This is a genomic window from Salinimicrobium terrae DSM 17865 (assembly GCF_000424665.1).
Classification (GTDB): domain Bacteria; phylum Bacteroidota; class Bacteroidia; order Flavobacteriales; family Flavobacteriaceae; genus Salinimicrobium; species Salinimicrobium terrae.
On sequence record NZ_AUKI01000011.1, the window covers coordinates 551,715 to 577,820 of the forward strand.

Below are 26,106 nucleotides of genomic sequence, written 5' to 3' on the forward strand. Positions count from 1 at the left end.
AAATGAAAAATAGAACCCTCCTTCTCCTTTTTATCTTTATTAGTATAAACGCCTTTTCACAAAAATTTGAAGGTCTCGCTGAAACGCCACCAATGGGATGGAACAGCTGGAATACTTTTGCTACAGATATTAATGAAGAACTTGTAAAAGACATTGCAGACAAATTTGTTGAATTGGGTCTAAAAGATGCCGGTTATGAATATATAGTTCTTGATGATGGCTGGATGAGCATGGAACGGGATGAGAATGGGGATCTGGTTCCCGATCCTGTCAAATTTCCAAGCGGAATGAAGGCTCTTGCAGATTATGTGCATTCTAAAGGCCTTAAATTTGGTCTTTACAACGATGCCGGCACAAAGACCTGTGCAGGTTATCCGGGAAGTCGTGGGTACGAGTACCAGGATGCAAAAAAATACGCAGAATGGGGAGTTGACTTTTTAAAATACGATTGGTGCAACACCGGGAAGCAAAACGCAGAAGCCTCCTATATAACCATGCGTGACGCCCTTTATAAAGCCGGTAGACCGGTCGTTTTAAGTATCTGCGAATGGGGAGACAATGAACCCTGGACCTGGGCAGAAGATATTGGACATATGTGGCGCGTTACCGGTGATATTATCAATTGCTGGGATTGTGAAGTAGGTCATGGCACATGGTCCTCCTGGGGCATATGGCCAATAATCAATATGCGTGGAAATATTCGCAAGGCAGCAGGCCCCGGGCATTGGAACGATTATGATATGATGGAAGTGGGAAATGGCCTTACTGATGCTGAAGACCGAACTCATTTTGCAATGTGGAGCATGCTGACCTCTCCCCTTATTATGGGCAATGACCTTAGAGCAGCCTCAAAAGAAACTGTCAAAACTTTATCGAATAAAGAGGTTATTGCTGTAAACCAGGATAAACTTGGAATACAGGCTTTGCGCTTCAGCAATGAAGGAGACTTTGAAATCTGGGTTAAACCTCTGGCTGACGGAGAGTGGGCAATGGCTTTTGTCAATATGGCAGAAGAACCAAAAAACCTCGACTTTGATTGGAACAAGCATCAAATTGGCGACGATTTAAATAATAGAAGATTGGATGTTAAAAACAATACATTTCAGATTCGGGATCTCTACAACCATACAGAAATTGGAAATACCGGTAATAACTTAAAAGCCACAATAGGATCCCACGATGTTCTTATGGTGCGTCTTAAAAATTAACGGTTTTGCCATATCAAGTATTTAATGACCCCTGAGAAATTTGGGGTCATTTATTTTTTTGGCCACCAGCTCATTCCGGTTTTCTATTGATAAAAAAATTATTCAGCTGTATATACTCTTACATAATCGATGAACATAACTCCTTCATCAATTGATGCAGGATCGAGATTATTAAAATAATCACCTCCTACGGCCAAATTAAGTACGATATTCTGTGTTTTACCAAAGAGTTCATCAATGTAACCCCCAGCGGTTTTCACTTCCACTAATTTCCCGTCCAGATAAGAAGTTAATTTATTTTCTTCCCATATTAATTCATAAACATGGTAACACGCAGTTAAATCGGTATCTGCGTTTATTGTTCCTGTGGCATTCTGAACCAAATTTACACCTTCCTGGGTGCCGTAGAAATAATTTGTGTGGTATTCTGTGGGCTCATTTCCTCTTGCTTCTAAAATATCTATCTCCCCCTGGGTTGGCCAGGGATCACCATAGCTCCAAAAGGCCGGCCATAAACCGTGTCCGTTGGGCCACATGATTTTCGCCACCATCCTTACCTTGGGACTTCCTGTATTTGCAGAAAAGGATTCTTTCGACTCAATTCTGCCGGACGTATAATTAAACTCTTTAGTAGTAGCATTATTTGGGTCAGTCGATCCATTTACCGTCTCCTTTTTTGCAGAAATTTTCAATACACCATCATTGATTTCCAGGTTGTCACCCTGATAATGTTGCAGTTCATTGTTATATGCTCCGCCCGTCCAGACATCCCACTTCGAAAGATCGCTCGAAAATTCTTCTTCAAAGACCATTGTCCATCCCCCATCTAATGATTCGGATTCGTCATAATTCGGACAAGGTTTTTCCCCAATATTTAAGATTGCTTCTGCCGTATCTGTCTTAGGAGGATTTTGCTTATCTATAGCCACTACAATTACTTTGTGATCACCGGGGAGAGCATCCTCGGGAATCCTGTACTCCGAAATAATATCATTTACAGAAATTTCGTCTTTAAAAGTCGTTATTGACGTGGGTCCTATCTTGACTTCTTTTAATCCACCCGGAGCCTCCACATCAACTGAAATGGTTGCCATTTCCCCCGGCAGATAAATTTTATTATCGGTTGCTACAGAAATTTCGGGTGCGGAAGAATCGGTTAATTCGTCTTCGTTTCCACAGGAAATAAAAAAGAGCAATAGCAGGAGTGCCACTTTACTATTCATATTCTCAGGTTTTATTACAAAATCCAATTTGATGATAATTATCGTGTTTCGTGAAGATCATTTTAGATTAACAAATATACCTATTAGTAGGTGTATTTAAAGAGGTTACAAGTAAATTGTTAAACTAAAAATGAATTAATTGTATCTTTGTTAGATCCAAGAAATTAATTCTGAACCTCAGGATTTTCCATTTGCTCCAATTCGGTAATGACATTGTTCAAAGCTCTGAAATTATGATAGGAAGCTTTCCAGATATGCCCTTTTAAACCATCCTTTGCTTCAGGGTTTTTATCCAGCCCCCACTCGTACCAGCCACCATATTCATCATCCAAAATATAGGTCTGGATGTAATCCCATTGCTCTTCAAAATAGCGCCTGTAATTCATTTCATCTTCGGGAAAATACTGGCTCATTATTAATAAGGTATTCAAACCTTCTGCCTGTGCCCACCAGTTTTTACGATGGTTAACTATTTTAATTTGATCCTCACCCTGGTAATAATAGCCACCGTCATAAAATCCGCCGGCTTTAGGGTCCCATCCGGTTCTTAGGGAATGATCCACCATTATTTTCCCTTTTTGAAGGGTAAGCGAATCGTTTTCCCGCCCAAGAGCATGAGCAGCTTCCAACATCAGGTAAGCGGTTTCCACATCGTGTCCAAAGGAAACATGGTCCAGATAATAATGCTTTGCTATTTCTTCTTTCGACTTATCCTTAAAACTTACCGGCGTCCAATCGGGCTGAAAGAACAGGTTCATATGCCCTTTTTCAGTGGTAATAGTGTCACGGATTAAAATAAGCATTTCCTCAAGGCGCTCCCTGAGTAATGCATCGGGCCAAACTTCATATAATGTGGTAAAGGCTTCCAGAAGATGGATAGAACTGTTCTGGTCCTTATAACCAACATCAGAGGTGGAAGGCCATTCCGGAGTTCGTTCAATTGGCTTGCCGTCCAATCCTAAAACATTGAAGTATCCCTTATGTTCGGGATCATGAGCCATTGCTTCCATCCAGTAAAAGGTATTTCTGGCAAGTTCCAGGGCCTCTTCATTTCCGGAGGCGCGATAAAATTCCGCCAAACCATATATAGCAAACGCATTCCCGTAGGCGGACTTTTCCTGACCTTTTTGCAGTATGGGCTCACCCTCTTTGGTCACAAGACTGTAGAATCCACCGTGGACCGGGTCCCACATCCTATCACGTAAAAAGTTAAATCCGTGTTCCGCATTCTCCAGATATTCTTCTTTTTCAGAGTAAAAACCCGCTGCTTTTGCATTGGTCCAAATGTGCCGGGCCTGCGTAACAATCATTTTATCATGCACTTCCCCTATCTCAAATTTTCGGGTAATCTGGCTGTAATATCCTCCTTCATCGTAATCCAATGTTAGAGGATACCATTTATCAAGCAGCTGCTCTTTTGCAGCAAATTCCAATTCCTGAAGTAGAATTCCATTGTCTACATTTTCAGACTTTGGAGTAGTGACACAACTTGTGAAAATTAAGACTGAAAAAAGGTTGAGAAAAATGAATTTCATTGAGGATAGAGGTTTTAAACTTTAAAGATAAAATATTAGCTCAAACCCCGGGCCTACTGAAAGAATACTACCTGAAATCGACAAAAAAGTATTAAATTAACAATTCATTAAAGCCATATTTTTATTTTTAAATTTCATTTCATGAAGACTTACCTACAGTTTCTCCCGTTCTTTTTATTTATGGGTGCATTTGCACAGCAAACTCCGGACACCACTGATATTTTTAAAATTAATGATCAGGAATATCTTGAAATAAGAGGCGCAAACGTAACGCTCGCCCATGATTTTTATCCCGAAAGTCATCAGGGCGGAGTTGGGATTATTCAAAATGGAATAAGAGTTGCTACCAACGGCGATCTTCGGTTGGAGCCTGCACCGGGTCAATGGCAGCCGGTACCCAAAGTGAGTGAAAGACAGGTTGATCGTGAAACAGGAGAAATAAGCGTGGACATGAGCTATCCAGATCCTTCTAAAGATCGGGTGGGCTTCAACCCGATCATCTATCCCGATCTTGACATGTCATACACCTTAAAAGTTCTTCCCGAAGGTAAATCCTTCAGGATTATAGTTGATCTTGACGAGCCGCTTCCGGAGGAATGGGTTGGAAAAGTGGGAATGAACATTGAACTTTTTCCGGGAATCCTCTTCGGAAAATCTTATTATATGGGAGATGAGTTTGGAATCTTCAACCGGCAGGCAAATGGCCCCGGATTTTATACCGATGACGGCGAATACCGTCTCGAACCGATGGCTACCGGAAAAGAACTTACCATAGTACCCGAAGACCCTAGACAAACCTTAACTATTCGAAATCTCAAGGACAACGAGCTGGAACTTCTTGACGGCCGTGCCATTCATAGCAATGGCTGGTTTATTGTCCGGTCGCTGGTTCCTGCAAACGTTACAAATAATGCTATCGAATGGCTCGTAACTCCTAATGTTATTGAAAACTTTACCTACGATCCCGTAGTGCAGGTTTCCCAGGTAGGCTACCATCCTGCCCAGGAAAAAATAGCCGTTGTTGAAACCGACAAAAATGACACCGACATAAAGCAAATTAAACTTCTGAAAGTAAAATCTGACGGAGGTTTTACTGAAGTTATCTCTCAACAACCTGAATTGTGGGGTGATTTTATGAGGTACAGATATTATCAGCTGGATTTTACCAATATTACTGATCCCGGAATGTACGTTCTGGAATATGGGGATTATACCACAGAGCCTTTTCAGATTAGCAGGGACGTATACAAAAGAGATGTGTGGCAGCCAACTCTTGAATATTTTCTTCCGGTTCAAATGTGCCATATGCGGGTAAACGACCGCTATAAGGTATGGCACGGGCTGTGTCACATGGATGATGCCCGGATGGCTCCTACAGATTATAATCATTTTGACGGATATATTCAGGGCTCTGAAACGCTCACCAAGTTTGAGCCCGGAGAACATGTGCCAAGACTGAATCAAGGGGGTTGGCATGACGCGGGAGATTACGATTTACGAATAGAGTCGCAGGCAGCCACCGTACAGGGCTTATCTCACATCTATGAGATATTTCAGGAGGACTATGATAACACCAGCATTGACCAGGATACCAGAATTGTTGAGATCCTGAGACCCGATGGAAAACCAGATATTCTTCAGCAGATTGAACATGGTCTGCTCTCCATCGTTGGAGGCTATGAATCCCTCGGTAGGTTTTACCGCGGAATTATTGTACCCACCAACCGACAATATATTTTACTTGGTGATCCTGTCACGCACAGTGACAATGTCCCGTTTTCAAATGATCCCGAAGATGAGGATATCGCAATGGGTCTGGAAGGAGCACCGGATGACCGTTGGGTCTTCACGGAGAATAATCCGGCAAGGGAACTGGACGCTGCAGCAGGATTGGCAGCTGCAGCCAGGGTGATGAATGATTATAATCCCGATCTTGCACTTCAAAGCTTGAAAATTTCCGAAGAGATCTGGGACATTACCGAGACAGACAATAAGCTTCAAAAAGTGATGCTGGCCGTGGAACTTTTGAGAACCACAAAAGAGGAAAAATATTCAGATTTTCTTATAGCAAATACAGATCTTATTGCTGAAAACATCGCCCGCACCGGTTGGATAGTAGGTCCCGCTCTTCCGTTAATCAATAATGAAAACTTTACAGAAAAGGTAAGAGCAGCTGTAAAAGGACACTTACAGACTGTTCAGGAACAGGAAAAAAAGACGCCTTACGGAATGCCTTATGAGCCCGACATTTGGGGAGCAGGTTGGGGAATTCAGGATTTTGGGGTAAAACAATATTATTTTCATACCAGCTACCCTGATATTTTCCCTGCCAAATACATGTTGAGTGCCATGAACTTCGTTTTAGGAGTTCATCCAGGGGTTAACACCTCGTCCTTTGCCTCGGGAGTGGGATCCAGATCTCTTACTCAGGCGTATGGGGTTAACAGAGGTGATTTTTCACATATTCCGGGGGGAATTGGCTCGGGAACAGCTCTAATTCGTCCTGATTTCCCTGAATTGCTTGAGTGGCCGTTCCTGTGGCAGCAAACGGAATACGTCTTAGGTGGTGGAACCACAGATTATCTCTTCCTGATCCTCGCAGCCGATAAACTGCTTAATGAAAAATAAATTGTTTCAAAAATGCCCTTTTTGAGAACCCAGTTTTAGGTCTTATAAAACCAAGGCTGAAGAAATTTTAAAAAAATAATGATGAAATTCAGATTAACCTACAACCCCTTAAAAAACTTTATCAAGGCCGTTGCCTTTTTCGCAGTGATACTAATCTCCTGGAACTCCAGTGCTCAGGCCGAGTTTACAACCTGGGGAAATATGACAGGAATTCAGGTAGACAATCAATTAATGGAATTCAATAGTAGTCTGGCTGTGGAAAATCAATGGGGCGATATATGGCGCACCCGGAAAGAAGGTCAGGAAATTGATTTTAAAAGAAACGGAAACAAAAAGATCTTTTCCTATAAGATGGGAGAAATTGAATGGACAAATTCTATTGAATCTACTGGAAAAGGCACTGCAAAAGTTGAAATTTCTTTCCGCTCTCCTAAAGACACTATTATTGACGGAGCTTACTACAGCATTGCTCTACCTGAAGAATTTGGACCGGAAACAACTTTTAGTTTCATTGCACCGGAAAAAATCAGTTTGCAGGATATAAACACTAATACTTCCGAAGCACAGTATAAAGCCCCGGCCAATGGAGTGGTTATCCAATCTCCTACCCGCAAGCTAACCGTTAATTTTGCCAAGCCAACAGAAGTTATTATTAGATCTGGAAGTAATGAAAATACCAGTCTTAAATTGGATTTTGTTTTGGCTTCCGGAAATATTCCTGCCAACAAAACCTTCAGCAATACTTTTAATATTGAAGCAGAAGGGGATATTGACACTTCAGCCTTAAACCTGAAGATTTATCCGGAACAGGAAGGAGATAAATTTGCGGGAATTGGTGGTAATTTTAGATTACAAAATGCAAAAACAGACCCACAGGTAATTGATTATTCCCTTGAAAACCTCAGGGTAGCGTGGTCCAGGGTTGAGATGCCCTGGCGTGAGTGGCATCAAAATGAAAATGAAGATCCATTGGCAGAGGCCAGAAAGGGTAATCTCCATCCAAAGGTGAAAGCAGCCATGGAAATGGCGCAACGACTCGACCGGCAGGGAATTCCGGTTATTCTGGCTGCCTGGTTCGCCCCGGAATGGGCGATAATTGGAGAACCCTTTAAAGGCAAACATCCTGACGGCAGCATGGGAAATCCATTGGAACTGTCAAAAAAGGAAAAAATCTATGAATCTCTAACTTCTTATATTTTATTTTTAAAAGAGGAATACGGCGTGAAAACGGTGATGTTTTCTTTTAATGAATCGGATCTTGGAATTGATGTGCGGCAAACAGCCGAGGAGCACAACGAGTTGATCAAGGAGCTTGGGCGAAAATTCAGACAGGAAGGTCTGGAAACAAAATTTCTCCTGGGAGATACAGCCGATGCAAATGGTTGGGACTTCACCACCCTCGCCTCCACCGACCCGGAATCAATTCCTTTTATTGGGGGAGTATCTTTTCATTCCTGGCGTGGCTGGACCCCCGAAAATCTCTTGAAATGGGCCGATATTTCCAATCGGGTAGATGCACCATTGTTTATTGGGGAAGGTAGTATTGATGCCGGCGCATGGAGATATCCACAAATATTTGAAGAGCCCACTTATGCCCTGGATGAAATCGATGTTTACCTAAAAATTTTGAGAACTGCTACCCCACTTACAATCCTACAGTGGCAACTTACGGCAGATTATTCAGTAATGTCTGGAGGTGGAATCTTCGGCAATTATGAAGACGAACTCTATCCTACTCAGCGTTTTTTCAATTTAAAACAATTAGGTTCCACTCCCGAAGGTGTATTTGCAATCCCCATCACTGCCGACAAAGATGAAGTGACAGCTGCCGCTTTTGGTGATCAAAGTAAAGGAAATTACACGATCCACCTGGTGAATAGGGGCGCCACAAGAAATGTAGACCTAACAGGAATACCATCTACTGTTAAGTCGATGGACCTCTACATTACCAATAAAAACTCCGGTTTTGAAAAAGTAAAATCAGTACCAGTAAAGAATGGCAATGCAAAATTCCTATTAGAGGGAGCAAGTTATGTGTCTCTGTTTAGTACAAATTAAGGCCGAAATCCCTTTTCATTCTGCGCATTAAATTAAAACTCCTTATCATGAGGAGTTTTTTTGATTGTAGAGCGCGATATTACCTTAAAAAGGATTAACTCATACAATCATCCGGAGCTGCACCAGATCTTTCCGCGATTCCGGTAAATTAAAATGCCTCAACTGCTCATTCATTGAAATTGAAAATCCAGAAGTTGGCCTAGCCTAACTCCTGGATTTTCTACTGCCACAGAAAAATATTTCCTGTTTTTTAATTAACTAAAAAAGATCATAACTGCTGCCACAATGATTAGGATTAATATGGAGACAACAATATCCTTCCAGTTATAACTGTTTTTATTATTTCTTTTCTCTTCCTCAGAAATGGTCTGAAAAGTAAGGTTGTCGGTTTTTTCTTTGGCCGGAATAGCAGTAAGATGACTTACAACTACAATCAGAATGATACAGAACAAGAAAAACCAGGCTCCAAAAGAAAGGAAGTTACTACCTCCAACAACATATAGGAAACCATCGGGATCAAGGGATTCTTTGGTTATCTCAAGAACGATACGTACTGCACCCACAATAAGACCTGTAATTAAAGTCACAAAGGCTCCTGTAGCATTAATTCTCTTGTAAAATATTCCCAGAAGGAAAACTGCAGTAATTGGAGGTGCAATATATGACTGCACACTTTGCAGATATTCATACAATACTCCTGAAATGTTGGCCATAATAGGGATCCAGATAATTCCAATGATTACAATGATCACTGTGGCTATCTGCCCCGTTCTTACAAGTTTCTTCTCCGGGGTATTTGGTCGGAGCTTTTTATAGATGTCCACTGTAAATAAAGTAGAACAGGAGTTAAAAACAGATGCGAGAGAACTCATTAAAGCAGCAAGCAATCCTGCTGCAACAAGACCTCTTAGACCTGAAGGTAGTAAGTTACTCATAAGAACAGGAAAAGCTTCATCTGGGGAATCCCAATGGAGTTCTCCTCTCATTTTAAGAGTAAGTGCAATGATCCCCGGAATAAGGAATAGGAATACAGGTAATAATTTTAATAATGCTCCAAAAATAGTTCCTCTCCGTCCTTCTTTAATATTTCTTGCCGTTAATGCCCGTTGAACAATATATTGATCGGTACACCAATACCATATCCCCACGATTGTACTGGTGATCAACAGGGAAGGCCATGGAAAATCGGGATCTGTTGCAGGACGCCACATATCAAAATATTCGGGACCAACTGTGTCCACCATACTCTCCCAGCCTCCTACCCGATCAAGGCCAATAAAGGTTAATGAAGCGGCACCCAATACCAGGATTATAGCCTGCAGAGTTTCGGTATATACCACTGCTCTCATCCCGCCAAGCACTGTATAAATACCAGTGAGAATAACGGTAGAAAGTGCCCCTGTCCAGAAATCTATACCTAACAATGCAGAAACAACAATTCCTCCCGCGTAGATGGTTACCGAAATCTTTGTGAGCACATAAGCAATAATGGAAAAAATGGAAAGCACCCACCTGGAGCGGGCATCAAATCTTTTTTCCAGAAATTCGGGCATTGTAAAAACCCCGCTTCTGGCATAAAAAGGTAGGAATACCCATCCCAGGATGAGAACGACCCATGCCTGAATTTCATAAATTAACATGGGGAGCTTGTCTCCGGCACCGGCGCCCGCCAGTCCCACGACGTGTTCAGAACCTATATTTGAGGCAAATATGGAGGCTCCCACTACGAACCATCCAACATTCCTTCCTGCTAGAAAATAATCTTCTGTATTAGATTGTTTCTTTCTGATCACCCAAACTACAATCCCTAAAAGAATGGCAAAATAAATACCAATCGAGAGCCAGTCAAAAGTATCTAAAGTCTGCATATTATTTTACTGAGAATTTATAAGAAGTTGTAGAAGAATACCTTTCACCGGGTTTTAAAACTACCGATGGAAAGCCTTCCTGATTGGGAGAGTCCGGATAATGTTGAGTTTCCATACAGAACCCTGTTCTCTTTTCATAGTTACCACCACCTTTTGCCGGTAATGTCCCATCAAGGAAATTTCCAGTATATAACTGAAGACCCGGTTCATTGGTATAGACTTCCATAAAACGACCACTTTCAGGGTGATAAGCAGAAGCTGCATACCTCACTCCACTATCAGGGTTATTCAAAACCCAGCAATGATCAAATCCCGGACCTCTTCCCAGCTGCTCATTTGTCTCTTCCTGAACAATTAATTCTCCTATCTCTGTAGGTTCAGTAAAATCAAAAGGAGTTCCTTCAACAGATCTTAATTCTCCTGTAGGAATTAAAGTTTCTCCAACCGGTAAAAATTGGTCAGCATTGATTTCTACTACGTGATCAAGAATTGTCTCACTGAAATCACCGGACAGATTAAAATAAGAGTGTTGAGTAAGGTTGACAATAGTTGTTTTATCGGTTGTTGCCTCGTACTCAATGTCAAGGGAGTTGTCTTCATTCAGAGTATATATAACCGTTGTTTCTAAAGTGCCGGGATAACCGCCCGCCCCGTCGGGACTCGTATGGGTAAGTCTTAGAGAAGCCGAGTCTGTTCCCTCTATAGGCTCCACACTCCAGATAACCTTATCAAATCCTATTTCTCCACCATGAAGGTGATTTAGACCGTCATTGGTCTCCAAAACGTATTCCTCACCTTCCAGAGAAAATCTACCTTTGGCAATCCGGTTGCCATAGCGTCCAATTATTGCCCCGAAGTATGGACTTCCTTCCTCATATTGAGATATTGCGTCCAGACCAAGGACGACATCTTCATAATTGCCACCTTCGTCAGGAACCTTCAGGGAAGTAATGATCCCGCCGTAGGAGATCACACTCATTTCAAGTCCGCTTCCGTTTGTGATGATGTATTTTTTTACTGCTTCACCACCTGAGGTCGTTCCAAAACTTTCTTCAGTGATGCTGAATTCTGTTTCTTCAACTTCGTTTTCAACGGTCGAAATGTTGTCTTTTTCAGAATTTTTGCAACTGGCAAAAATTAAAATTATGGCCAAAAATGCCGTTTTGAATAGATTAATGTTTGAAGTTTTCATTTAAATTGAATTGGTTAGTTACATTCCGTGCTGGAACAAGTGGTAATAAGCTTCATTAGCGTTAAGGGTATCTTTGAAAGTTCGCACCTTTGTATCCTGATCTATTACAAGAAGTTCGATTCCGGCGATATCGGCAAAATCTTCCAGAAATTCTGTTGTCAAAGCCTGCGTATAAACAGTATGATGCGCTCCCCCGGCTAGGATCCATGAAGTTGCTGCTGTGTCCAGATCCGGCTTTGGGTCCCAAAGCACCCGTGCTACAGGAAGATTAGGAAGATCTGCTTCCGGCTCTACTGCTTCCACTTCATTAACAATAAGTCTGAACCTGTTCCCCATATCAATTAATGAGGCATTAAGGGCAGGACCTTTAGGAGAATTAAAAACCAGTCTTACAGGATCTTCTTTTCCTCCGATACCCAGGGGATGAACTTCGCAAGACGGTTTTCCATCGGCAATTGTTGGACAGATCTCGAGCATGTGGGATCCAAGCACGTAATCACGTCCTCCTGTGAAATGATTCGTATAATCTTCCATAAAAGAGGTTCCCCCGTCCATTCCCGGGGACATTACCTTCATGGCCCTCAACAGGGCAGCTGTCTTCCAATCTCCCTCGGCTCCAAAGCCATAACCGTCTGCCATTAGTCTTTGAACTGCCAGTCCCGGCAACTGCTTTAGCTCACCCAAATTTTCAAAAGTGTCTGTAAAAGCTTTAAAACCTCCCTCTTCTAAAAAGGCTCTAAGACCAAGTTCTATTCTGGCCGCCTCGATAAGGGACTGGCGGTTTTTTCCGTCTTCTTTTAAGGAGTCTGCTAACTTATAAGAATCTTCATATTCTTTCAGAAGCTTCTTCAAATCTGAATCTGATACCGCTTCGATATGTTTTACAACATCGGAAGAGTCATAACCATTGACCTCAACACCAAATTTAATTTGGGCAGCTACTTTATCACCTTCCGTAACGGCTACCTGTCTCATGTTATCGCCGATCCTTGCCACTTTGAGATTCTGAAGTTCATCCCATCCTAAAGCTACTCTCTGCCAGTTACCCAATTTTTTCTGGGTAGCTTCAGTCTTCCAATGACCCACAATAACTTTCCTCTTTTTTCGCATCCTGGACATTATGAACCCGAATTCCCGGTCTCCATGCGCTGACTGGTTCAGGTTCATAAAGTCCATATCAATCTTATCCCAGGGAATTTCAGCATTAAACTGAGTGTGCAGGTGACAAATTGGTTTCTTTAAAATGCTTAAACCATTAATCCACATTTTAGCCGGTGAGAAGGTGTGCATCCATGTAATAATTCCAATACACTCCTGTGCCGCGTTAGCTTGCTGAAGTAAAAGAGTGATTTCATCGGGAGTCTTTACCGTGTCTTTATGGATTATTTTTAAAGGTACAAGTTCACTGTTGTTTAAACCTTTAACTATTTCTGAAGAATTCTTAGCAACCTGTCTAAGTGTTTCTTCCCCATAGAGATGCTGACTTCCTGTGACAAACCAGATCTCCTTTTTTTGTATATCTATCATTTTAGTGAATTATTTTTGACCGTAATAAGCATCTTTGCCGTGCTTACGCTCGTAGTGTTTTTTAATAAGTGAATCTTTTAAACGGGGTGCCTCAGGATTTATCTGACGTGTCAAAAATGCCATTTTTGCCACCTCTTCCAAAACCTTACTATTATATACTGCCTTGGCAGCATTTTCACCCCAGGTAAACGGACCATGATTACCTAAAAGTACCATTTGAACCTCGGTATGGGAAATCTGTTTTTCCTTAAAACAATCCAGGATTTGAATTCCTGTATTGTGTTCATAATTACCGGCTATTAGTTCATCCTTCATAGGAGGTGCGCACGGAATATCGGCAGTAAGATGATCTGCATGCGTGGTTCCGAAAATAGGGATATCCCTCTGCGCCTGGGCCCAGGCTACAGAATAAGTTGCATGGGTGTGGGCTATTCCTCCAATATCTTCCCAGTTTTTGTAGAGGTACGCGTGAGTCTTGGTATCTGAAGAAGGTCGCATTTTACCTTCAACCACATTGTTCTCAAAATCAAGTATTACAATATCTTCCGGCTTTAGGTCTTCGTAAGGAACTCCACTGGGTTTTATCGCAAAAACTCCTCTTCCCCGATCTACAGCACTTACGTTTCCAAAAGTATAAATGACCAATCCAAGATTATTAAGTTGAATATTGGCCTCATAACACTCCTCTTTCAGTGTTTTAAATTGTGAAATCATATCAGCTGTTTTTTGGCGTTAACGGTTTCTTCAATAAAGGAACTTAATTCCCTATATGCCTGTAAATGATTTTCAAGCTCTTCCAAATTTCCTTGCTGAGGATAATATTCTGCTTCATACGAACTTCCCAGCTTCCTTCCTGCCTCTATGACATTTGGGTAAAGACCTGCCGCCACTGCAGCATAAATAGCCGCTCCCAAAGCAGGTGCTTCATCTGAAGAAGCCACTTTTATTGGCATTTTTAAGACATTAGAAAGTGTTTGCATAATAAATGGGGATTTCCTCGCTACTCCTCCAATTCCGATAACAGATTCAATTTTAACGTCCTCCTGTTCAAATCTGTCTACAATCATTTTGGACCCAAAACAGATTGCATTGACCAGGGCCTTAAAAATATGGGGGGCTTTACTGCCAAGAGATAAATTACTTATAGCACTTTTTAATTCCTGATTAGCATCGGGCGTTCTGCGTCCATTGATCCAGTCCAGCGCAACCGGAATACTTTCGGAGAGTTCAATTTTTTCAGCTTGTTCGGACAAGGTTTTTATGAAGTTTTGTTCAATTTCCTCTCTCAATTGAGATTTCTGTGCATCAGAAAGTACATCGGATGTGTACACCAAATTATCTAATGGCCATGAAAGGACATCCTTGAACCATGCCAGCAAATCTCCAAATGCCGATTGTCCTGCTTCCAGGCCAATTAGACCGGGAATAACAGAGCCATCTACCTGTCCGCAAATTCCCCTTACGGTGTTAGTTCCAATGACTTCTTTTGAAGAGACAATGATATCACAGGTAGAAGTACCCATAACCCTTACCAGCGCATATTCTTCAATTTTAGCTCCAATAGCACCCGCATGTGCGTCAAATGTTCCTACAGCAATAACAGTATCTGTAGTCAGTCCTAAGCGCTGCGCCCATTCTTCACTAAGATTGCCGGCAACCTCATTTGATGTATATGTTTTTTCATAAAGACGATCTCTTAATTCGGCCAGGTAAGGATCCAGCTGTCGCAAAAACTCTTTAGAAGGTAATCCTCCCCACTCCTCATGCCACATAGCTTTATGACCTGCAGCGCAACGGCTCCTTTTAAAGGATGCTAAATCGGAACTCCCACAAAGTATAAAAGTCATGAGATCACAATGCTCCATCCATGAAAAAGCGGCATTTTTTACTTCCTGATCTTCTCTGGCGATGTGCAGAATCTTCGCCCAAAACCATTCGGAAGAATAAATTCCTCCTTCATATTTGGTATACTCTTCACCTCCCCAATTTGCGGCCAGAGCATTGATTTCATTGGCCTCTTGAATGGCTGTATGGTCTTTCCATAATACCATCATGGCATTAGGATTCTCTTTAAACTTCTCCTGCAGGGAAAGAGGTTCTCCTTTACTATCCACGGGTATTGGCGATGAACCTGTTGTATCCACACAAATACCCTTAACCAGTTTGGGATCAACCTTACTATTTTTGATCACTTCTTTAATCGTGTTTTCCAGACCCTCTATGTGATCTAAGGGATGTTGGCGGAACTGGTTAGCGGCTGGTTCACAGAATTTTTTTGCTTTCCATCTTGGATACAGATAGACTGCTTTAGCAAGTTCTGCTCCGTCCCCGGTATTTATTAAAACAGCTCGTACTGAATCTGTCCCATAATCCAGTCCTATTACATAACTTTTCATATAATTTCTTCCTTTATAAAAAATTCAAAGCTTATTAATTTTAAAAAGTGTTCTGGATTTTCACCCCGACCACCCATATTTAATCTTCATTTTTAATTTTTCATTAATCTGACGTCGTATATTCCGGCAGTGCGTGAGCCCGGAAGTGCTTCAAATTTTATTTTAATTAATCCATTACTCTCCTGTACAAGTCCTGCTGGAAGTGTATAATTCTTTTCAAAGAAGCGGTTTCCTTCTAATCCATGGAAACTCTCTTCAGCAATTACCTCCTCATTCACCAGAACTTTAAAATTACGATCGTTGTCTCCTCCAAAATAAGTTATTCTAAGGGTGCGTGCCTGCTTATCATTGTCCACAAGACGATAGCTGAACCAGCCTTCAGCATCCCGCCAGTGTCTGTCCCGATTAACCCCAATATTGGAATCTTCGCTTTCAATAAAATGATCGGACTCGGGCTGTTGTTCGCCGGGAGCAACTCTATCTATGGTCATTGCAGCCAACATATTTTCTTCATTCTCCTTTTGTTTAAGTTGCTTCCTGATTTTCTGAATTCCTTCAGTAGTTTCTAAAGGAAGATAAATTACATACCGGGAATCATGGAGCCTGTAAAATGGGATAAATTCGAGACCTTTAAATTTGGAAGGATATAAAACCTCAGATGCGGTAAATGTCAAGGCTTTCCCCGGAACCTTTTTTACAAGCTTTTCAATTTCTTCTGTCTTATCAGACAAGAAGAACGGCATTTCGGTTAAGGGTATCTCCTTTCCTGCAGCAATGTGGCCTCCCCTACTGGCATCAGCGAAAAGGCCATCCATGTCCTGATTTCCGGTTTTCGCAGCAAGGACGACAGGTCCATATTTTAAAGCTTTATAATCGGAACCGTCTGGCAATCTTTCTGAAGAGAGATGCATTGGAAGTTTAACTTCTATTTTGTCTGTGTTTTCCCATGTTCTATTGAGAGAGATAAAGCTACCAGGCTCTGCAGTAACTTCTACTGAATCACCATTTACCAGGACTGACAATTTCCCTGGCATAACCCATTGAGGATATCTTATTTTGATGCCCAATTTTTGAGGTCTTTTACTCTCAACAAAAAAGGTTGTTGATTCCTCATTCGGAAAATTGGTCTCCTGCCTTAGCTTAAATCCTTTGTCTTTCCAATTCAAAGTAGAAGGAATAAAAAGATTTACATAGAGTTCATCATCTGTATGAGCATAAATAAGCTCATTATATTTTCCATGATTTTCTATTCCCGATCCAACGCAGCACCAAAAGCTGGTTTCCGGCTGGGAATATACCCTATAATGTCCGGGGCGCATGGGAGTAAAATACACGAAGCCTCCTTTTTCAGGATGTTGTGAGGAGAGAATATGATTGTAAAGACCTTCCTCATAATAATCAATATATTTTTCCAATCCCTCTGCTTCAAACAATTTTTTGCTCAGTTTAAGCATGTTGTAGGTATTGCAGGTCTCAGGTCCCTGTACGCTGGAAATCATTTCCGAAAAGTCATTCTTGGGATGAAAATGTTCTCTTACGCTGTTTCCTCCTATGGCTACCGAACGTTTATTGACGACATTGTTCCAAAAATAAGTGGTCGCTTCATGAAAATTTTCATTATTATCTAAGCTGGCAATTGTTTCAAATCCAATAACTTTAGGTATTTGGGTATTAGCGTGCATCCCGTTGAGAATATCATTCTTGGAAGCTAAGGGTTCCAGCAATTTTCGATGTGAAAATTTATAGGCTAGTTTCAGATACTTTTCATCTCCTGTGATTTCTGCGACGTCGGCAAAAACTTCATTTAACCCGCCGTGTTCAGAAACCAATAATTCCTGGATTTGCTCTTCGGAAAAATCTTTGGTAACCTCCAGCATCCAGTCAGAAAATTTGACCAACATTTCTTTGGCTTTGACTTTTCCGGAAATTTCGTGGGCATCTCGAAGTCCCGCATAAGTTTTATGAATATTATATAAAGGCACCCATTTGCCATTCAGGTTAAAACTTGCTGCATCAATATTGCCTTTAGCAATTTCACTCCATAGTTCTTTACTGCCGGGAACTCCTCCAATATAACCGTCCCCATTCGCCTCCTGCACTCTTTCTAGTTCATTTAAACTGTATGTAAGCAGGGAATCTGCTTTTTTACTTCCCGCCGAAGCCTGCATTTGTGCCAGGGCGGTAAGATAGTGCCCTCCAATATGGCCGTCAAGACCTGAATCTTCCCAATTAGGATAACTTTCTTCTTTTGGATTTAATCCGGCTTCCCATAAAAAAGGTGCTAAAAGTTTGTCGGGATCTAACTCTAAAATATAGTTTAAATCGACTAACATCGCATTCCGAAAAGGTCCCTCCTCTAAGCTGACATCTTCAAGCTTAAAAGTTTCTATTTTCGACTGCTGCCCCAGCATTGCTGAAGCAGCAAAAAAAACGATTAAGCCTAAAAGATTTGTTCTCATGTCAGCAAAGAATGATTTCATAATAGCACTATTTAGAAGATAACACAACCACAGAAAACGGTGGCAGACTAACTTCAAGATTACCATCACTAAGTTCAAAATCTTTGAATTCAGTGATGTTAATATTATCGGGGTCGTCAAAAGTATTATGATCCTGGATCTTATCCGATCTTAGAATTTGCCCTTCTATATTTTTCACATCCAGGCCTGCCAAATCAAATTGAACCTTATGTTCCTTCTTAGCATCAATATTAACGAGAGAAATATTGGTGTTTCCAGCTTCATCCTTAGAAGCTGAAACAGAAATTGCCGGTAAAGATTCACCTTCAAACATATATTCCGGAGAATCAAACTTTACCGGTAACAACTGTGCATCGTGGTGTACCGTATACATCTTAAAGACGTGGTAGGTTGGGGTGAGGATCATTTTCTCTCCCTCGGTAAGTACTACTGCCTGTAAAACATTAACCGTCTGAGCAATATTGGCCATTTTCACCCTTTCACTATGATTATTGAAGATATTAAGGGTCGCCCCGGCAATCATAGCATCTCTCATAGTGTTCTGCTGATATAAAAATCCCGGGTTGGTGCCTTCTTCAACATCATACCATCCGCCCCATTCATCTACAACAAGATCTACTTCTTTTTCCGGATCATATTTCTCCATTACCTCGATATGTTTTCTTACGAATTCATCCATTTTAAGGGCTTCTTTCATGCTTTTAAAATAGATCTCCTCATCATATCCTGTGGCTGGTCCTTTTTCTTCCCAATCTATTACTGCGTAATGGTGTAATCCAACTGCTTCAATAAGTGATTTTGGCACATCACGCATTAGAACTTCTGTCCAATGATAGTCGTCTCCCGTAGCTCCGGCAGCAATTCTATAGAGTTCATCTTCATTTCCTCCACTGCCCATAAACGTTGCATATTGCTTGTAGATGTTGGTATAATATTCGACTGTCATATTGCCGCCACAGCCCCACATTTCATTTCCAATTCCCCAATATTTTACATTCCACGGCTCTTCCCTTCCATTTTCTTTTCTCAGCTTGGCCATAGGACTTCCTTCAGGGTGATTAGTATACTGCACCCAGTCCATAAAATCCTGAACCGTTCCACTACCTACATTTGCAGAAATAAAAGGCTCAGCTCCCAGTTCTTCACATAGGTTCAGGAAATTATGAGTGCCAAAGCTATTATCCTCTGTCACCCCACCCCACCATGCGTTTACCATAGTAGGCCTGTCTTCTTGTGGACCAATACCATCTTTCCATTGGTACGTGTCGGCAAAGCATCCACCGGGCCATCTCAGGTTAGGTATTTGGATTTCCTTTAAAGCCTTAATAATATCCTTTCTCACACCATCTTTATTAGGAATGGCACTTGTATCCCCTACATAAAATCCGTCGTAAATTGACCTGCCAAGATGTTCGGCAAAATGGCCATAGATATGTTTACTAATGACAGGAGCCTCCTGGTCTTGACTCACAGTTATTATCGTCTCCTGTGCTAGCACCAAAGCATGGCACATAAAAAGGGAAAAAAATAGGCTTATAATTTTCATGACTTATTAATTTAAAATATTTAATGCTCAATAATTTTTTCTGTTTCCATTAATTTACAAAACCACAATACATCGTAGACACTTTCGCATTACTTTGGACCCATTTCAGGAGTAATTATCTGATAATTTCCACTTAGGTGCATAAGGCTGAATAGGTACATAAGCCCATCAAAATAAGGATCAAAATATCCATCTTCATACGGTTCCAATTTGGCATTCCACACCTCGTCAACAAACTTCCAACCTTTAGGATGTGTAGCCATTAAAGAGGCTGTGCCGGCAGTGGAAACCAAACCAAGGGAATGCCTTAATTTTTGATAGCCTCCTGCGGGAAGTATCCAGTCTGGAGTTGATCCATCTATGTTATATTGATCTACGTAAGTTTCAATACCTTCACAGTATAGGAAATTTTGAATTCGGTTTGCATATTGTTGTTGCCATTCCTTGTCTTTTGCAAACCAACTGTAATCCATAGCTATGTTCATAGGAACTCGCCAGGAATCGTACCTAAATGCGTCCCCCATTTGACCACGGCTGTGTGGCGCACCACTAAATTCGGCATAATCTGGGGTTAACCCGGTTTCAGGGTGTGTTGCACGATGTAAAAACACCCGGGCAGTATCGGCGGCCGCACTATAAAACTCTTCATGACCATCGTTGGCATATTCTGCCCAAATCTCAAGGAAAGCGGGGACATGGTAAGATGGGTCGGTCCAGTCATACCCGCCATCATGAGGCACAAAATTAATCTGCTTGTGTTCCACATTAAACACATTTCGCACGCCTTCAGTGCCATCTTTACTCCACATAGCATCCAAAATTCTCCTTGCTTCCGCATAATAGTCTATCCCTGTATCATTACCCCAGAGATTTGAAGCGAAAAGTAGTGCAGTTACAAAAAACAATTCCCCGTCTGAGGCTGATCCTTCGGCATTCTTTTCTCCGGTTTTAGGATCCACACTCCAGGCAAAATAGCCTTCTCGAGGTCCTTCCTGATGTTGCATATATTTTACTGTCCAACGCCAAAGTCGGTCAAATACCTCCTTTTTATCGAATTGAACTGCGACCATGAGACCATAAGAAAGACCTTCAGTCCGGGCATCTTCATTTTTTAAATCAGAAACATAGGCCAGAGAATCCTCAACTTCAAAATACACTCTTTCAGGCCCTTCAAAAACATCGTAGTAGGCTTTTGCCAGTTTGGCGTCAATATCTTCTTGTGAATAACCGGCTTCTAAGAAAAGGTTTCGGTATTCCCCGGTTTCCCAGGCCCCCTTTGTCCAGGGCTCCATTTTTCCACGTGGATCTTTTACTTCCTCATCACAATTTTGTGCAATTGAGTCTGAGGGAAAAAATACCAGAGCGATAATACTTAAACAGGATAAAAATATTTTTTTCATTTTTCCGGGTTTTTAATTATTGAGTACTTACAGATTATCTCCAATGACTTGACGGTTTGGCACCTGTTCGAAGTTAGATCAGGGATTTAATGGTAAAGAATTACTCTATGGGCGCTACCCCTTCTTCGGTTTGTTCTACTCTCTGGATAGTACCGTCATCATTGTAATGCATGTAATCTACCGCGACAGAGCGACGATAACTTCCTCCTGTAGGTAACACTCCGTTATGGTAAAAGAAATAGTCCTTTCCTTTGTACTCGATAATTCCCGGATGTATTGTAAAACTATTTGGTGCACTACCGGTTATAATTCCCTGATACTCCCAGGGACCTACCGGACTATCTGAGGTTGCATATTCAATTCTTTCACGCTCTTCTCCCTTGCTGGCATAGACTAAATAATAGATTCCTTTTCTTTTGTAAACCCAGGGGCCTTCTATAAAATTCTTAGGATTATCATACTGAATAGGACCATCTAATTCCACCATGTTATCTTTCAATTTAACAGTTTTAAGACTGCCATTACCCCAGTACATATATGCCTGTCCATCATCATCTACAAATACTGAAGGATCTATATCATCCCAGCCATGTGGATTATCTGTAGTCATTTCATTGTATATCAATGCTTCTCCTTTGGCATCCTTAAATGGTCCAAGAGGTGAATCGGCAACTGCTACTCCTATTGCTCCACCACCGCTACTCCTGTCATCCTCCTTATGAAAAGTGGAAACATAAAAATAGAATTTTCCATCCCTTTCCTCAACCTCGGCTGCATAGGCATCTCCGGTTGCCCAGGAGAAATCTTTAGGCGAGAGTTTGGGACCGTGATTAGTCCAGTTCTTCATATCTGTAGTAGAAAATACCAACCAGTCTTTCATTTCATAATTAGTGGAAGCTACAGATGCTGTATCATGACTGGTGTACAGGTATAATGTGTCATTATGTACAATCGGTGCCGGATCGGCCGTAAAAGGGGTCTCGATAATAGGGTTTTGGGAAAAGCCTGTCCCCACTGCCAAGATAAAGCTGAAGCCGGTTAAAATTTTTTGAATCCTCATAGTATATTTTTTTACAGTTAATGAATTTTTAGTCAAATTTTAATCTTTTATTGTGCGCTGGAAATATGCTTTCCGTTACTCATTAAATAATAATTGTGCATATTGATATAAACTTCTTCTCCAGGTTAACCATTCGTGGCCGGTTTCAGGAGATGAGTATAAAACATATTCAATATCCTGTTTTTCAAGCATATCACGAAATGCATTTACGGTTTTAAAGAAAACTTCAGCCTCTTTGGTACCCAGGCTTAAAAAGATCACATTCAATTTTTCCTCAACATCTTCAGCATTGCTAAAGGCACCATTCAAAAAAGTTCCGGCATCAAGTTCTTTATCGCCGGGAAAATTTGCCGTGCCGCTAAAACCGCCGTAATAAGAAAAATGATCCAGGTTGTTCATAATAATGCTCATGGTTTGGCTGGCACCCATGGAAAGCCCGGCGATGGCCCGGTGCTCCCGATCAGCAATCGTTCTGAATTTATGATCAATTTGAGGGATTACTTCCTCAATGAGCACATTCTCAAAAGATGACCGCGGACGATTTTCTGAAGTATTTTCCAGATCTTCAGGTCTATAGGCATAGCCATTATCCATAACGATGATCATAGGTACTGCATCACCTGAAGCAATCAGGTTATCCAAAATCAGGTTTGCATGACCCTGAGAGGACCAGCCGGTTTCATCTTCATAACTCCCATGCTGAAGATAAAGCACAGGATACTCCTTATCTAAATTCTCAAAATATCCGGGAGGGGTATAGACGAAATTTCGTCTCCATTGCTGAGTAATTTCAGAAAAATATAGATTTTCAGAGACGGTACCGTGGGGAACATTATTCAATGCATAAATCTCTTTATCGTTCGCAGGAATTTCAATCCCGCTCCCCCAACGGCCCGCACCATAATAATATTTAGAACCGGGATCTGGTATCGAAGCGCCATCTATATTCAGCTGATAATAATGAAATCCTTCATCCTGCGGCGCCGACTCTCCTATCCACACACCTTTGTCATCCTTTTGCAGATCGTATTTTACGCCGCCAATATCCAATTGTACAGTGTTTGCTTCGGGAGCTTCTATCTGCACCCTCACTCTTCCCTCTGAATTCACCTTGGGAAATTCCTTTCCCGGCTGGTTAACGACAGAAGGCTCGAAATCCTCCACAACTTTTTCCTCTCCTGTTTGTGAAAAACAAAAGGCACTGGAAAAAATAAAAGATAACAGCAATATTTGATGTCTCATAATTACGTATTTACAGGTTCCCTAATTGACTCTTATTTCAGTATTCAGTTTTTAAACAGTAATGGTGCGAATCTATATAAGTCATTTCTCCACACTGGCCAGGTATGGCCTCCGGGATATTCACTATAGATATAATCAATACCCATCTCATCAAATCGCTGCATCATAACTTTGTTATTATTAAAAGCAATATCTTCCTTACCTCCCATAGATAACCAGAATTCATTAAGATCCTTATTTATCTTTTCTGAATTTTCAGCCATGAATTTATACTGTCCCTCAGCTATTTCATTATCATTGGCGAACCATCCTGAACTGAAAACCCCTAGGTAAGAGAATAGATCTGTATTCTGTACTCCCGCGTAAAGCGTTTGAAGTCCCCCCATGGATAAACCTGCAAGGGCTCTGTTCTCTGCATTATCGATAACCCGATACTTATTTTCAACAAAAGGGATCAGGCCTTCCTTTAATTCCCTTTCAAACATCCTGAGTCCGTTTTCACTAAATCCTGTAACAGGCATATTCCCGTCCGGCATGATCACCAACATAGGTTCTGCTTTGCCTTCAGCAATAAGATTATCCAGAATTATATTAGTTCTTCCCTGTTCCACCCATCCTCTTTCATCTTCACCGCCACCATGATAGATATAAAGTGCAGGGTACTTTTTATTGATCTCCTTATCATATCCCGGTGGAGTATACACGAAGAACTTTCGCCAGCTGTTCAAAACAGGAGAGAAGTATTGTTCCATTCTCACATCTCCATGGGGTACATTTTTCAAAGTATAATAATCGTCACCTCTAAAAGGCACCTCAATGCCGCTGGCCTTTCTTCCCATTCCATAGAATGTTTCACTATTGGGATCGGCAACAGATACTCCATCAATAATTAAAGAATAATAATGAAAACCTTCACTCAGGGAATCGGTGGTGACTTCCCAGACACCCTCACTGTTCTTGTCCATATCATATTTACGGCCCAAATCCAGCTTTACATCTCTTGCCGCAGGAGCTTTAAGACGAAAATTAGCACGGCCATCGGGTAATATCTGAGGGTATTTTGAATTACCCACATTTGTCGAAGCGGGTGTCCCCAGTAAACTGTATTTATTAAATAATGAAGTATCTACAGGTTTAAACAGAAGTTTTGAAAACATGTATAACCCATTTTTCCAAACCTTAAAATCATGACCTCCCGGCTCAATATAATAAATATGTGGCACCTCTTTTTCTACCAGATACTCATGAGTTCGCTGACTAATAGGTAGCAGGTTGTCCTTATCTCCACAGGATATCCACAGCAAATTGAGCTTATTTTTGGCTTTTTCAGGCTGTGAAACCAAGTTTTCAGGACTTTTGGTATTTGGCGCTGCTGAGAATGCACCTACCCATGAGAAAGTATCCAGGTTTCCCAGGCCAAAATTTAAAGTCTGTCCTCCACCCATAGAAAGTCCGGCAATAGCCCGGTTCTCACTATTCTCAATTACCGGGTAGTTTTTTTCTATAAATGGAATCAGATCATTAAGAAGATCCTCTTCAAATGTTGCAAAGGCGGCAACCTTTGTGCTGTCAAAAATATTTCCCACTGCGCGATCATCTTTCATAGCTCTCCCATTTGGCATCACTACGATCATTGGTTCTGCCTTACCATCGGCATATAAATTATCCAAGATCACATGTGGGTTGCCACCTCGCAGCCATTCCTTCTCATCACCTCCAATACCATGTAAAAGATACAGGACAGGATATTTTTTGTTTTTAGAATATTGTGGTGGGGTGTAGACCAAAGCTTTCCGGGTAGTGCCTACAGTTTGGGATTTATAATTTATGCTATCAATCTTTCCGCGCGCAATGTTTTCTCTTCTTACATCAAAACCTTCAGGGGCTTTCCTTTCCAGACCTTTATATCCTTGTGCTTCTAACATTTTTTTCCCATAACGTCTTCCTAGTTTCCGGTAACCTTCCGGCGTAAAATGAAGATTATCCTTCATGGCGGTGCAACCTTCTGAAGAAACTACGTAACTATTGGGAATCACTTCCGGCAATTTTGCGATGATCTCATTCATGCTGGCACAGACGCCTCCCTCCTCTTTACTAACCATTTCCCCTGCAAGCAAAGGAACTTTAGCAGGATCAAGGTTCAGGTCTGCAATAAGATCGTCATAAACGTCCTTGACTTTTTGAGGCCATAAAGTATCCCCTGTATTTGACTCCCCCTGATGCAGTAATATTCCCTTTATCACCCCATCCCTTTGTGCTATTTTAGCCAATTCAACCAGCCGGCCATAAGGATTACCGTCATATTGCTTCACAGTATTTTTTAGCCAGTCCGGAGCAGATTCAACATACGATTCAAAATTCCCCTTGTCAAAAAGTTCAATTTTTGTGCCTCCTACAGAAACATTTACCACTCCTACTTTAATATTCTCCGGTAAATTGTTGATCATTTCCCTTCCAAAGTAATCGGTTGGCGTTAATCCTGTATTACATCGAGAAAGTGGCGGTTTAGCGGTATACCAATTTCCCTTTTTTCGATCCAGATCGGGACAATCAACCGCCTGAAGCACCTTAAACCTTTCGCTTAAAGCAACCGTATCCTGAGGTTCAAATTTCGCATGCCCTTCCATATTGGACTGACCAAAAGCCTGATAAATATGAAAATTAGAATCCTGGGCAGAGGTTTGCCATATTGCAAGTAAGGATCCTATAAAGAGAAGAATCTTTATTTTCATGTTTTAAAAAT

The 26,106-nt window shown here is 41.3% G+C and carries 16 protein-coding genes; 3 read left to right on the forward strand and 13 right to left on the reverse strand.

Features of this window, described 5'->3' with window-relative positions; genetic code table 11:
- The first annotated feature begins 2 nt into the window (after positions 1-2).
- Entirely contained in the window at positions 3-1,208 is a 1,206-nt protein-coding gene (locus H148_RS0105015; protein ID WP_029033827.1) for a glycoside hydrolase family 27 protein, read from the forward strand.
- Positions 1,209-1,306: 98 nt separating this feature from the next.
- Here H148_RS0105015 and H148_RS17260 read toward each other — a convergent pair whose 3' ends face one another.
- A complete protein-coding gene (locus tag H148_RS17260; protein WP_051286193.1) occupies positions 1,307-2,431 on the reverse strand; it encodes a glycoside hydrolase family 16 protein in 1,125 nt (374 codons plus the stop codon).
- 164 nt (positions 2,432-2,595) lie between these two features.
- Positions 2,596-3,966, reverse strand: a complete 1,371-nt coding sequence (locus H148_RS0105025; RefSeq protein ID WP_029033828.1) for an AGE family epimerase/isomerase — start codon at positions 3,964-3,966, stop codon at positions 2,596-2,598.
- A gap of 141 nt (positions 3,967-4,107) precedes the next feature.
- Between H148_RS0105025 and H148_RS0105030 the strand changes: the two genes are divergently transcribed.
- Together H148_RS0105030 and H148_RS0105035 are read left to right on the forward strand one after the other, a co-directional pair.
- The gene (locus tag H148_RS0105030) at positions 4,108-6,594 is read left to right on the forward strand and encodes a glycoside hydrolase family 9 protein (protein ID WP_029033829.1); all 2,487 of its coding nucleotides are present in this window, start codon (positions 4,108-4,110) and stop codon (positions 6,592-6,594) included.
- An 81-nt stretch (positions 6,595-6,675) separates the two neighbouring features.
- Complete coding sequence (locus tag H148_RS0105035) at positions 6,676-8,652, forward strand: hypothetical protein (protein ID WP_029033830.1); 1,977 nt, start codon at positions 6,676-6,678, stop codon at positions 8,650-8,652.
- Between the two features lie 254 nt (positions 8,653-8,906).
- On the opposite strand, the gene H148_RS0105040 is transcribed toward H148_RS0105035, so the two are convergent.
- The 11 genes from H148_RS0105040 to H148_RS0105095 all read right to left on the reverse strand — a co-directional run bounded on the left by H148_RS0105040 (position 8,907) and on the right by H148_RS0105095 (position 26,095).
- Positions 8,907-10,520 (reverse strand): sodium:solute symporter, encoded by a 1,614-nt coding sequence (locus tag H148_RS0105040; protein WP_029033831.1) that lies wholly within the window; start codon positions 10,518-10,520, stop codon positions 8,907-8,909.
- 1 nt (position 10,521) lies between these two features.
- Positions 10,522-11,712, reverse strand: a complete 1,191-nt coding sequence (locus H148_RS0105045) for an aldose epimerase family protein (protein WP_029033832.1) — start codon at positions 11,710-11,712, stop codon at positions 10,522-10,524.
- Between the two features lie 18 nt (positions 11,713-11,730).
- Entirely contained in the window at positions 11,731-13,239 is a 1,509-nt protein-coding gene (araA, locus tag H148_RS0105050; protein WP_029033833.1) for an L-arabinose isomerase, read from the reverse strand.
- A gap of 9 nt (positions 13,240-13,248) precedes the next feature.
- Positions 13,249-13,953 (reverse strand): L-ribulose-5-phosphate 4-epimerase, encoded by a 705-nt coding sequence (locus H148_RS0105055; RefSeq protein WP_029033834.1) that lies wholly within the window; start codon positions 13,951-13,953, stop codon positions 13,249-13,251.
- Positions 13,950-15,635 carry a ribulokinase gene (locus H148_RS0105060; RefSeq protein WP_029033835.1) on the reverse strand — a complete coding sequence of 562 codons (1,686 nt, stop codon included), beginning with the start codon at positions 15,633-15,635 and terminating at the stop codon, positions 13,950-13,952. The genes H148_RS0105055 and H148_RS0105060 overlap by 4 nt, the downstream gene beginning before the upstream one ends.
- A 92-nt stretch (positions 15,636-15,727) precedes the next feature.
- Positions 15,728-18,115 (reverse strand): glycoside hydrolase family 127 protein, encoded by a 2,388-nt coding sequence (locus tag H148_RS0105070; RefSeq protein ID WP_211222974.1) that lies wholly within the window; start codon positions 18,113-18,115, stop codon positions 15,728-15,730.
- A 7-nt stretch (positions 18,116-18,122) separates the two neighbouring features.
- Entirely contained in the window at positions 18,123-19,661 is a 1,539-nt protein-coding gene (locus H148_RS0105075; RefSeq protein WP_029033837.1) for an alpha-N-arabinofuranosidase, read from the reverse strand.
- 89 nt (positions 19,662-19,750) lie between these two features.
- On the reverse strand, positions 19,751-21,061 hold the full coding sequence (locus H148_RS0105080) for a family 8 glycosyl hydrolase (RefSeq protein WP_029033838.1): 1,311 nt from the start codon (positions 21,059-21,061) through the stop codon (positions 19,751-19,753).
- A 100-nt stretch (positions 21,062-21,161) separates the two neighbouring features.
- Positions 21,162-22,121 (reverse strand): glycoside hydrolase family 43 protein, encoded by a 960-nt coding sequence (locus H148_RS0105085; RefSeq protein ID WP_029033839.1) that lies wholly within the window; start codon positions 22,119-22,121, stop codon positions 21,162-21,164.
- Between the two features lie 75 nt (positions 22,122-22,196).
- Positions 22,197-23,363 (reverse strand): alpha/beta hydrolase-fold protein, encoded by a 1,167-nt coding sequence (locus H148_RS0105090; RefSeq protein ID WP_029033840.1) that lies wholly within the window; start codon positions 23,361-23,363, stop codon positions 22,197-22,199.
- Positions 23,364-23,407: 44 nt separating this feature from the next.
- The gene (locus H148_RS0105095) at positions 23,408-26,095 is read right to left on the reverse strand and encodes an alpha/beta hydrolase-fold protein (protein WP_029033841.1); all 2,688 of its coding nucleotides are present in this window, start codon (positions 26,093-26,095) and stop codon (positions 23,408-23,410) included.
- Positions 26,096-26,106: the final 11 nt, after the last annotated feature.